The organism is Microbispora sp. ATCC PTA-5024 (assembly GCF_000511135.2).
In the GTDB taxonomy this organism is placed as follows: domain Bacteria; phylum Actinomycetota; class Actinomycetes; order Streptosporangiales; family Streptosporangiaceae; genus Microbispora; species Microbispora corallina.
On the sequence record NZ_KI866522.1, the window covers coordinates 1,163,982 to 1,174,610 of the forward strand.

A 10,629-nucleotide genomic window follows, 5' to 3' on the forward strand; every position below is an offset into this window, starting at 1 on the left:
CGCCGCGGTCGCGGGGTGGGGCCGTGGGGACGGCGGCGCTCAGTGCTGCAGCACGGCGAACTGGCCCGGCGTGCGCCCGGCTCCCGCCGGCCCCCGGTACGCCTGCGCGATGTCGAGCCACTGGTCGGCGTCGGCGCCGACGGCCGACACGTCGAGGTCGTCGCGGTGCCGGCGCCGCGTCACGAGCAGGCAGAAGTCGGCGGCCGAGCCGGCGACCCGCTGCTCCGCGTCGGCCGGCCCGAACTCCCACACCTCGCCGGAGGGGGCGGTGAGCTCGTAGCGGAACTGGACGTCCGGCGGGGTCAGGCCACGGGCCTGGTAACCGAAGTCCCTGGTCAGCACCGCGAACAGGCACAGGTGGCGGATGCGGTCCGTCCGCTCGAAGCGGGCCCCCACGGCGTCGGCGATGTCCTGCCCATGGGCGAAGACCTCCATGAATCCGGCGCAGGCCAGCACGGCCGGCGGGAGCGGGTTGACCAGCCACGGCACCGTGGCGTCCTCCGGGACCCCGCCCAGGGCCGCGATCGTGGACGCCCTCTGGGCGCGCCAGCGGGACACCAGGTCGTCCGGGGAGAGGCCGGCGTACTCGCCCAGCGCGGCGTTGACGGCGGCGTCGAAGCCGTTCTTGGCGCGCGCGGCGATCGCCTCGAACACCGCGGGGTCGGCGGCCGCCGCCCCGGCGATGCGGAAGATGAAGTCCAGGTGGGCGACCTGGTCGGCCACCGTCCAACCGGGGGCGGGAGTGGGCCGCGCCCACTGCTCGGGCTCGAGGCCGGCGACCAGCCGGTCGACCTCGTCGGCCTCGGCGGTCAGGTCGCGGAGCACGTCCTCCAGATACGTCACTTGCCCGTCCTCTCGCTCGCGAATCGTCGGTGGGCGCTCGTCGCCGCGGCGGGCGTCCGAACGCCGTCCGCGGGGTGCGGCGGCCGGGAGGGCGCGGGAGTTCCGGCCGGAAACCGCCGCCGGATTCAGCATGCGTCGCCGCGGGAAACACGGCATCTCCGGGCGTGCCATTCCTCGCGCCTTTTCCCGGGCCCCGATTTCCCCTGAATTCCACACGCGGAATTCCGCTCGAATTCCATCCGGATCGCGCCCGCACTCCGCGCCGATTCGCGGGCGAGATTCGCGCGGCCGGCGGGCCCCCGTTCTGCGCCGGGGGTCTCAGGCGGTGGCGGGCGCTGTGGCGGGCGCAGTGGCGGGCGCGGCGGCGGCCAGGGTCCACGCCCCGGTACGGCGAGCCGCGGCCATCGCGGCCCAGGAGGTCAGCTCGACCAGCGCCCGGTCCGAGGGGGCGGTGCGGCGGTAGTCCGCCACCACCCAGTCGTCCACCTGGTAGGAGGCCATGGCGGTCAGCAGGGCGAGCCGGCCCGCGGCCCGGTCGGCCTCCGGCAGGCCCGAGAGCGGTCCTGCGGCCCAGGACCGGCCGAGACCGGGCGGGGATCCGTCCCAGACGGCCAGCGCCGCGCCGACGAGCGCGCGGACCGACTCCGGCACCGAGCGCTCCCCCGCCGCGTCGACGGCGGCGGCGGCCCGGGCGAACGCCTCCGCGAGCACGTCGCCGCCGGCCGTCCAGGCCAGGTCGGAGGCGGCCGGCGCTGGGGCGAGCAGCTCTACCGACAGGCCCGGGGTCGCGCCCCGGCGCGCGGCCGGGCTCATGACCAGCCCGAACAGCCGCATGAGGCCGGGACGGGCGCGCGCGGGCACCTCCGGCGGCAGTGGCGAGTCGCCCAGGAACACGTTCACCATGCGGTTGAGGTACTGGAAGGCGACCGCGACGGCCACCAGCTCCCTCGCCTCGTCCGGAGGCGACGGCGGCCGGCTCGCGGCGGCGGTGTCGCGACGGCCGAGGTCGCGCGCCCATTCGGCGACCCGCCGGACACCGGGGTCGGGGATGTCGGCCAGCCGGCCCTCGGCCAGCTCGGCGGCGTACCGGCCGCGGGCGAGGCCCCGCAGCGTCGCGCCGTGCACCTGCACGCAGTACGGGCAGGAGTTGCCGAGCGACACCACGGTCGCCACGACCTCCTTGAGCGCCCTGCTCGCCGCGCCGGACGCGAGCAGCGACTCGCGCAGCACGGCCCAGGCGGCCGCGAGGACCCCGGGGGCCGGAGAGTGCAGGACGACGGGCGGCGCGAGCATCCCGAAGTCGCGCTCCACCTGCGCGTACACCGCGGCCACCGGCTCCGGGGCGCCGGACGGCCGCACCGGGGTCACGTGGCGCACCTGCGCCAGGGCTCCGCGCAGCGTCGCGCGGCTGAGGATCTCGCCCATCGCCGTCTCCTCTCGCTACTTGCGCATCAGGCTGGGGACCAGGTCGGCCACGCCGCGGCGGCCGCTGGTGGCGCCGGACGGCGCCGGGGCGCCGTACGTCACGTCGACGCCGCGCTCCTGGGCGGCCCGCACGATGCCGGGGACGGCGCGCTCGGCGAGCGCGGCGATCGTCATCGCGGGGTTCACGGTGAGCGCGCCCGGCACGGCGGAGCCGTCGGTGACGAAGATGCCGGGGTGGCCGCGCAGTTCGTTGCGGTCGTCCAGGGCCGAGGTGCCGGGGTCGTCCCCGATGCGGCACGACGACAGCGGGTGGACGGTGTAGGCGCCGACCACGTCGTTCGTCCACGCGGTGACCTCGGCCAGGCCGTCGCGCTCCAGGATGTCCTTGCACTCGGCGTCCGCCATCGCCCAGGCCCGCAGCGTGGTCTCGTGGGGGTCGTAGCGGAGGCGGCCGAGGCCGAGCATCTGCTGGGAGACGCGGTCGGCGTTGCCCGTCGCCGGCGGCGGGCCGAACACGCCCTCGTTGTCGTCCTCGATCATCTGGAAGATGATGAGCCACGACTGCCAGCGCTTCAGCATCTCCTTCTTCCGCGCGCCGAACCAGGTCGGGCCGCCGGTGTCGGCGACCTGGGCGAGGATCGTGCCGAGCCCCGGCGGGAAGTAGAGCTGCTCCAGGGAGTAACGGGTGTACTCGGGCAGCGAGCCGTCGAGCCGGTCCCAGTTGGCCACGCACGGGCCCTTGCCGATCTGGTTGGCGGCGTAGGCCAGGCCGTCGTCGCGGCTGAGGCCGAGCACCTCGCGCACCCGGTCCTCGTTCAGGACGGCGGTGTTGAGCCGCTCGCCGTTGCCGGAGAAGTAGCGGCCCACGGCGTGCGGCATGGCGCCGAGGTCCGCCTCGCTGCGCTGCAGGATGACGGGGGTCGCTCCGGCGCCCGCGGCGAGCACGACCACCTTGGCGTCGATGGTCCCGCCGGCCGACCGGATGCGGTAGTCCTCCCCGTCGATGAGGTCGTAGTGCACCCGGTAGCCGCCGTCCTGCGTCCGGGTGATGCGCTGCACCTCGTGCAGCGGCCGGATCTCGGCGCCGTGGGCGAGGGCCGCGGGGAGGTAGTTGAGCAGCAGCGACTGCTTGGCGTCGAACCGGCAGCCGGCCATCATCCAGTTGCAGTTGGCGCAGCTGCCCCGGTCGATGGCGGCCGGGACGGGGTTCGCCGTGCGCCCGGCGTGGTCGCAGGCGGCGGCCCACAGGCCCCCGGCGTACGTGACGTCGTTCCAGTCCTGCTTGGTGATCGGGATCGACTCGGCCACCCGGTCGTACCAGGGGTCGAGGGTGTCACGGCTGACCGAGGCCGGCCACATCCGGCGTCCGATCGAGCCGTGCCGCTCGAAGACGAAGCGCGGGGCGCGCGGCATGGCGGCGAAGTAGACGACGCTGCCGCCGCCGACGCAGTTGCCGCCGAGGATGCTCATCCCGTCGCCCACGACGAAGTCGAAGATCCGGGTGTACGACGAGCCCAGCATGAAGTCGTGCTCGAAGTCCTTCGCGGCCAGCCACGGGCCGCGCTCCAGGATCACGACCTTCGCGCCCCCGGCGGCGAGGTGGTAGGCGGTGATGGCGCCGCCGAAACCGCTTCCGACCACGAGGACGTCCGTGCGCTCTGTGCTGGTCATGCGGGGCTCCCTGAAGGGGTCGTGTCCGGGTGCAGGCGGGCGAGCGGCCGGCCGTACGAGAACCGGGGGAACCGCCACAGGCCGTCGGGGCCGGGGGCGGTGACGCCCATGGCGGTCAGGCCGGGGTGCCCCGCCGCGATGGCCTCGGCGGTGTGCATGTGGGCCGCGGAGTCGTAGGCCATGTTGCTGAACAGGGTGAGCATCACCCAGAACTGCTTCTCGGGGTGACCGGGCGCGGTCAGCCGCTGCACCAGGGCTGTGCGGTGCTCGAACGGCAGCGCCACGAACGGCGGGACCGACGCGTCGAGGTCGAGGCCCTGCTCGGCGGCGTACGCGGTGGCGTGGTCGTTCAGCAGGAGGGCGAAGTCGTCGAGTCCCTCGGACACGCCGGTGGCGTCCCACTCCAGCAGCTCGATGGCGCCGGCGGCGACCGCGCCGCCGCCCGGCGCCGCGCCGGCGACCGCCCTGTCACCGGGGTGCCGCTTCTCACCCGGGACGATCGTGTCGGCGAAGGCCTCCAGGGTGACGGTCCTGGGCTTCTCTTCGGCTGAGGTGCGCGGCGACATGGGCGTTCCCTCGTGTCTCAGTTCGACTCAGGTCCCCTTCATGGTCCGGCGGGGGTCGCGCCGGCCGCATCTTCCGCATTGCCCTCCGGGTCCCGCGGCGGCCCGCCCGCGGCGTCCACGGATTCCACTGGGTCCACGGGGTCCACGGGGTCCACGGCGTCCTCGTCGGCGGCGAGCTGGTCCTTCAGTGAGGCGCGCAGGGAGGCCAGCGCCCGCACGGTCTGGCTGCGCACGGTCGAGCCCTCGCTTCCCAGGGCCGAGGCGGTCTCCTCGACCGTGCGGTCCTCCCAGTAGCGCAGCACCACGGCGGCGCGCTGCCGGGGCCCCAGGCCGGCGAGGGCGTTCATCAGCAGCAGCCGGTCGAGCACGAGGCCGTAGGGGTCGGGTGAGGGGTCGGGCTCGGGCGGCAGGTCGTGCAGGACCTCCCGCGACCAGCGGTGGGAGCGGCGGTCGCTGATGATGAGCCTGAGCATCACTGTCCGGGCGTATCCCGCGATCTTGTCGCGCTGCCGCAGCGTGTCCCACCGCCGGTGGAGCGCGATCAGCGTCCGCTGGACCAGGTCGTCGGCCTCGTGCCAGTCCGCCGACAGCAGGAACGCGGTACGCCGCAGAGCGGGCCTGGCCTCCCTCACGTAGCGCGAGAACTCGTCGTCGTGAGCCTCGGCCATCTGCTCACACTCCAAAACGGCCAACGCGTCCCAGGCACCGCACGTCGGATGGGTCGGGAATGGGTGGCGGGTGGCGGCGCTCGCGGCGGCGTGCCCGCAGTCCTGGGCCAACGCTCCCAGAATTGGCCGCGCCTACCTGGAGCCACAACCCCTATCGGGACGCCCCCCGCCCTTATCCGGAATGAGGGGTCCCTATATCCCCGCGCGCCGATTCCCCGCCCTGACCGGCGCGCATACGATCGCCGCGTGGCGGCCGAGGAGAAGGGCAACGGGAGATTGCTGGCGATCAGCGACCTCCATGTCGCCTACGCCGAGAACCGCGCCGTGGTCGAGGATCTGCGACCGCGGAGCGACGGCGACTGGCTGCTCGTGGCCGGCGACGTGGGCGAGCGCATCGCCGACGTCGAGTGGGCGCTCGGGCTGCTCAAGGAGCGCTTCGCCACGGTGGCGTGGGTCCCGGGCAACCACGAGCTGTGGACCACGCCCGGCGACCCCGAGCAGCTCAGAGGAGAGGAGCGCTACCGGCGGCTGGTGCAGATCTGCCGCCGGCTCGGCGTGCTCACGCCGGAGGACCCCTACCCCGTCTGGACGGGCGCGGGCGGGCCGGCGACCGTCGTCCCGCTGTTCCTCCTGTACGACTACTCCTTCCGCCCGCCGCGGACGACCCGGGAGCAGGCGCTGGCCCGGGCGTACGAGTCGGGGGTGGTGTGCACCGACGAGTTCCTGCTGCACCCCCACCCGTACCCGAGCAGGGAGGCGTGGTGCCGGGCACGGCTGCGCGAGAGCGAGGCCCGCCTGGACGACCGCGACCCCGGGCTCCCCACGGTCCTGGTCAACCACTTCCCGCTGCTGCGGGAGCCGACCGAGGTGCTGCGCCACCAGCCGCTGGCGCAGTGGTGCGGCACCGAGCACACGGCGGACTGGCACCTGCGCTACCGGGCCGCCGCCGTGGTGTACGGGCACCTGCACATCCCCAGGACCACCTGGCACGACGGCGTGAGGTTCGAGGAGGTCTCACTGGGGTACCCGCGCGAGCGGCGACCCCACCACAGACAGGGTCGCGTGCTCCGGCAGATCCTTCCCGAGCGGGGGGCGGCGTGAGCGCCCCGCCTCGCCCCCGCGCGCTCCGGCGCGCCGGCCCGTGGGACCGTTCCGCACGGCCGTACGGAGGGTCCGCACGCCCGTACGGAATACTCCGCCGCCTTTGCGCGCGGATCTCCCGGAAACGCGCGAACAATTCCTCAGAAATCCGCGCCGCCATGCAGCGTTCCGCGTCCCCCGCCGCGTGTAATAACCGAACAGGCGATTAGCCGGCATCGGCGAAGCCGGTCGATTCCGTTCGGAATTGCCCGCGGATCCGTGTGGACCCCGCACCGGCCAGCCAGTTCGCCATGCACGTGCACACCGTGACCGTCCGGTCACCGCCTATTGCCGGCTGATTCCCGTCGAATTCGGCCGGCGCCTCCGATGCACGGGAGGAGCAATGGACGACGTAATAACGGAGGCCGTCCTGCGGGTCGTGGAAAGCATGCAGGAGAATCTCGGGGAGCAGCTCACGATCGATGAGATGGCGCGCACCGCCATGTTCAGCAAGTTCCATTTCTCCCGGGTCTTCCAGCGGGTGACCGGCCTGTCGCCGGGACGTTTCCTTTCCGCCGTGCGGCTCCGCGAGGCCAAGCGGCTGCTGACCGCCACCACGCTGACCGTGACCGACATCAGCCACCGGGTGGGCTACTCGAGCGTGGGGACGTTCAGCTCCCGGTTCACCAGCAGCGTCGGCGTGTCCCCCACCCGCTACCGCCACCTCGACCGGCTCACCTCCCCGGCGGCCGCCGCCGACCGGCGCCCCGCCCGGGTGCCGACCGCGATGACGGTCCGGGGCGACATCTCCTCTCCCCTGGAGGGGCGGCCCGTCTTCGCCGGGCTGTTCCCCGACCGGATCCTGGAGGGCTGGCCGGTCTCCTACACGATCATCCACACCCCCGGTCCGTACGTGCTGGAGGACGTGCCCGAGGGGTGCTGGCACCTCATCGCGCAGTCGGCGGCGGACGGCCACGAGGGCGCCCTCAACCTCCCGGCCAGCGGCGACGAGGCCCTGTGCATCGGCCGCCACGGGCCGATCACGGTCCAGGCGGGCGCCGGGCCCGAGCAGGCCGACCTGGCCCTGCGGCCCATGAACGCATTCGACCCGCCGGTCCTGCTCGCGCTGCGCGAGCTGCTGCCGGCCGGTCTCTCCCCCGCCCTCGCCGTGGGCCGCTGACCGTCCCTCCGGCCGGTCCGCGCCCCGCCGGGAACGGGGCGTCAGAGGAGGAGGTCGACCGCGACCTCGTGGTGGGCGACGCGGTCCTCCCACCGGGTCAGGGCGCGGCGGGCGCCGTCCTCCAGGACGGCCTGCTCGGGGTCATCCCCGGCGAACCCGCGCACATCGTCCATGCTGGCGAAGAACGTGACGGAGGTGAACGTCACCTCGTCGCCGTCCTGCCTGCGGAGCAGGCGGGCTCCGCGGAAGCCGGGGACCTGGCGGAGGTGCTCCGCCACGTCGGACTCGTAGTGCCGCTGGTAGTCGTCGGCCTTCTCCGCCGAGGCCCAGCCCCGCCACACGCGCGCGATCATGCGCCGCACCCGACCCTTCCGTATCGACTGATCGACTTCCTCCAGAATGCCCCGGCGCTCCCCCGGCAGGTGGCCCGTCCCGGAAAACGGAGACGGCCGCGGCGGGACGCCGCGGCCGTCGGGTGCCGTGTCTCACTCCGTCGTCACTCCCCGGGCGGCTTCCCGGCGGAGCGGACCGTCATCGGCAGACCGCCCTTGACCCGGAGCGAGAGCATGGGCTCCGGGACGGCCGGGCGGCCCGGCAGGGCCTCCAGGCGCAGCTCGCGGGCCACCATGGCGATCACGAACGTCGCCTCCATCATCCCGAGGTGGTTGCCGACGCAGAACCGCGGCCCGGCCCCGAACGGGATGTAGGCGTACCGGGGGCGGGTCACCGGCCTGTCCGGGTCGAACCGCCCGGGGTCGAACCGGTCCGGGTCGTCCCAGAACGCCGGGTGCCGGTGCAGCGTGTACGGGCTGACCAGGACGTCGGCGCCCGCCGGGACGTGATGGCCGCCCACCACGTCGTCGCGGAGGGCCTGGCGCGGCAGGATCCACACGGGCGGGTAGAGGCGCATGACCTCCTCCACCACCATGGCCGTGTACCGCAGCCGCTGGAGGTCCTCGTACCTCGGCAGGCGGTCGCCGAGGACCTCGACCGCCTCGGCGCGCAGCCGCTCGCGCACCTCGGGGTGCCGGTCGACGAGGTGGAACGTCCACGACAGCGTGCTCGCGGTCGTCTCGTGGCCGGCGAGCAGCAGCGTGACGAGCTCGTCGCGCATGCGGAGGCGGCCCACCCGCGGGTCGGTCTCCTCCCGTACGGAGGCGATGAGGCGGGACATGACGTCGTCGCCGCCGGGCCGCGCCTCGCGGTCGGCCACCAGGTGGTTCACGACGCGCTGGAGCTCCCGGCGGGCCCGGCGGAAGCGCAGTTGCTTGGGCAGCGGCACCCACATCGGGACCATGCCGAGCGACACCATCTCGAACATCGCCTGGTCCTGCACGGCCTCGAACGAGTGCCCGATCGAGCCGAAGGACCCGAGGTCGGAGTCGAGCAGCGTGTGGCCGAGGACGCCGAGCGTGAGCCCGGTCATCTCGGCGACCACGTCGACCGGGCCGCCGCCCTCGTGCGCGCGCAGCCGCTCGACGAGGCCGGCCGCCTCCCGGGCGATGGCCTCGTCCTGCCGGGCGATCCGCTTGTTCTGGAACGCCGGCTGGATCATCCGCCGCTGCTTGCGCCACAGGTCGCCCTCGCTGGTCAGCAGGCCGTCGCCGATGGCCCGGCGGGCCTGCACCAGGCCGATGCCCTTGTGGTAGTTGCCGCTGTTGTCCGCGAGGACGTGCTTGGCGTGGTCGGGGTGGTTGAAGAAGTACAGCGTCTTCGGCCCGATGGACAGCTTCACCGCGTCACCGTACGTCGCGGCCTGGGTCATCAGCCCGAGCCGGTCGGCCACCAGCTTCCGGAACAGCCCGGGCCCCGCCCAGAAGGGCGGGCCCGGGTAGTCCTTCCGCGGCCGGGGCGGCCCGTCCGGCACGGCCGCGCCGCGCCGCCGGGTGAGGGTCATGCCGTCACCTCGCTCCAGTCGGGCATGACCTGACGGAACCTGCTCTGGTAGACGACCAGGGCGTCGCCCGCCGGGTCGTGGTCGAGCCACAGGACCTTCCCGATGAAGACCGTGTGGTCGCCTCCGTCGTACTCGCGCCACAGCTCGCACTCGAAGCGGGCCAGGGCGCCGCCGAGCAGCGGCGTCCCGGTCAGCGGGCCCGGCACCCAATCGACGCCGTCGAACTGGGCCGCGCCGAGCGTCCGGGAGCGGTCGGCGAAGTGGCGGGCCTCGGTCTCCTGGTGGGAGGCGAGCACCGACACCCCGAAGAACCCGGTCTCGGTGAGGCACCCGTGCATGACGGCGGCGCGGTCCACGCAGACCAGCAGGAGCGCCGGGTCGAGGGAGACGGAGGTGAAGGAGTTGGCCGTCATGGCGTGCGGGATGGGGCCGCCGGTCGTCACCACGGTGACGCCGGTGGCGAAGGCCCCGAACGCCCGCCGCAGGTCCTTGCCGTCGACCGCCTGACGGAGGGGGATGGAATCGTGCATGGTCACGCTGCTGCCTCCTGGCTCGCTGTCTCGATTGCCCTAGGACGCGTACTGCTCGAGCGCCCTGACCAGGGACTCGGGGACCCGGGAGGGGACCGTCCTGGCGTTCGGCCCCCGCATGCAGGCCACGCGCTGCCTGCCGCGGGCGATGAGCGTCTCGCGCTCCCGCCCGTCCTCGGCGCGGTCCAGCCGGACGTAGTCGAAGCTGAACTCGATCTGGGTCTGGGTGAGGTCGACCAGGCGCATCCTGATGGACAGCTCGCTGAAGGCCGTGATCTCGGCGAAGAACTCGCAGTCGACCTTGAGCGTGAACAGCTTCAGGTCCTCCTGGACGTCGGCCAGCACGTCCGGAGCCCGCTCCTTGAGGAACATCTCCCGGCAGCGTCCCTGCCAGCGCAGGTAGTTGACGTAGTAGACGTTCCCGACGATGTTCGTCTCCTCGAACCCCACCGTATGGAGGTATTCGAAGTACTTGCCCATGGTTACGACCGCCCTTCGGTGAGCACTGCGATCACGACGGGATCGGGGGCGTCCCGCAGGGTCGTGACGAGCGTCGCGATCCGCAGGCCGTCCGAGGCCAGCACCGCCCAGGCGTCCCGCGCGCCCGGGAGGACGGCGAGGGGGGCGGTCGCCGGCAGGCCGGCCCTCTCCAGGCACTCGGCGGCGGCGAGGACGCGGGCGCCGGCGCCGCCGGGGCCCTCCCCGGTCACCGCGGCGACCTGTCCGGCGAGCGGCGCGCGCGTCCCGAGCGCGTCCGCCCACTCCTGCT

At 73.6% G+C, this 10,629-nt stretch carries 12 protein-coding genes; 2 read left to right on the top strand and 10 right to left on the bottom strand.

The window, feature by feature from the left end:
- Positions 1–39 precede the first annotated feature (39 nt).
- From MPTA5024_RS05245 to MPTA5024_RS05265, 5 genes are all read right to left on the bottom strand, one after another.
- Complete coding sequence (locus MPTA5024_RS05245) at positions 40–843, bottom strand: TIGR03084 family metal-binding protein (RefSeq protein WP_036320369.1); 804 nt, start codon at positions 841–843, stop codon at positions 40–42.
- Positions 844–1,161: 318 nt separating this feature from the next.
- Entirely contained in the window at positions 1,162–2,268 is a 1,107-nt protein-coding gene (locus MPTA5024_RS05250) for a carboxymuconolactone decarboxylase family protein (protein ID WP_036320370.1), read from the bottom strand.
- Positions 2,269–2,283: 15 nt separating this feature from the next.
- Positions 2,284–3,939 (bottom strand): FAD-dependent oxidoreductase, encoded by a 1,656-nt coding sequence (locus MPTA5024_RS05255; RefSeq protein WP_036320371.1) that lies wholly within the window; start codon positions 3,937–3,939, stop codon positions 2,284–2,286.
- Complete coding sequence (locus tag MPTA5024_RS05260) at positions 3,936–4,505, bottom strand: DUF5987 family protein (protein WP_036320373.1); 570 nt, start codon at positions 4,503–4,505, stop codon at positions 3,936–3,938. The genes MPTA5024_RS05255 and MPTA5024_RS05260 overlap by 4 nt, the downstream gene beginning before the upstream one ends.
- Before the next feature lie 38 nt (positions 4,506–4,543).
- Positions 4,544–5,173, bottom strand: a complete 630-nt coding sequence (locus MPTA5024_RS05265) for a SigE family RNA polymerase sigma factor (protein WP_051457723.1) — start codon at positions 5,171–5,173, stop codon at positions 4,544–4,546.
- 246 nt (positions 5,174–5,419) lie between these two features.
- Here MPTA5024_RS05265 and MPTA5024_RS05270 point away from each other — a divergent pair, with 246 nt between their 5' ends.
- Together MPTA5024_RS05270 and MPTA5024_RS05275 are read left to right on the top strand one after the other, a co-directional pair.
- The gene (locus MPTA5024_RS05270) at positions 5,420–6,274 is read left to right on the top strand and encodes a metallophosphoesterase family protein (protein ID WP_036320374.1); all 855 of its coding nucleotides are present in this window, start codon (positions 5,420–5,422) and stop codon (positions 6,272–6,274) included.
- A 382-nt stretch (positions 6,275–6,656) separates the two neighbouring features.
- Positions 6,657–7,433, top strand: a complete 777-nt coding sequence (locus MPTA5024_RS05275) for a helix-turn-helix domain-containing protein (protein WP_036320376.1) — start codon at positions 6,657–6,659, stop codon at positions 7,431–7,433.
- A gap of 41 nt (positions 7,434–7,474) precedes the next feature.
- Here MPTA5024_RS05275 and MPTA5024_RS05280 read toward each other — a convergent pair whose 3' ends face one another.
- The 5 genes from MPTA5024_RS05280 to MPTA5024_RS41865 form a co-directional block, all read right to left on the bottom strand.
- On the bottom strand, positions 7,475–7,786 hold the full coding sequence (locus MPTA5024_RS05280) for an antibiotic biosynthesis monooxygenase family protein (protein WP_036323287.1): 312 nt from the start codon (positions 7,784–7,786) through the stop codon (positions 7,475–7,477).
- Positions 7,787–7,929: 143 nt separating this feature from the next.
- The gene (locus tag MPTA5024_RS05285) at positions 7,930–9,330 is read right to left on the bottom strand and encodes a cytochrome P450 (RefSeq protein WP_036320377.1); all 1,401 of its coding nucleotides are present in this window, start codon (positions 9,328–9,330) and stop codon (positions 7,930–7,932) included.
- A complete protein-coding gene (locus tag MPTA5024_RS05290; protein WP_036323290.1) occupies positions 9,327–9,860 on the bottom strand; it encodes a flavin reductase family protein in 534 nt (177 codons plus the stop codon). The genes MPTA5024_RS05285 and MPTA5024_RS05290 overlap by 4 nt, the downstream gene beginning before the upstream one ends.
- Before the next feature lie 39 nt (positions 9,861–9,899).
- Positions 9,900–10,340 carry an acyl-CoA thioesterase gene (locus tag MPTA5024_RS41860; RefSeq protein WP_036320378.1) on the bottom strand — a complete coding sequence of 147 codons (441 nt, stop codon included), beginning with the start codon at positions 10,338–10,340 and terminating at the stop codon, positions 9,900–9,902.
- A gap of 2 nt (positions 10,341–10,342) precedes the next feature.
- Positions 10,343–10,629 (bottom strand): hypothetical protein (locus tag MPTA5024_RS41865; RefSeq protein ID WP_036320379.1); only part of this gene is annotated, 287 nt, incomplete at its 5' end.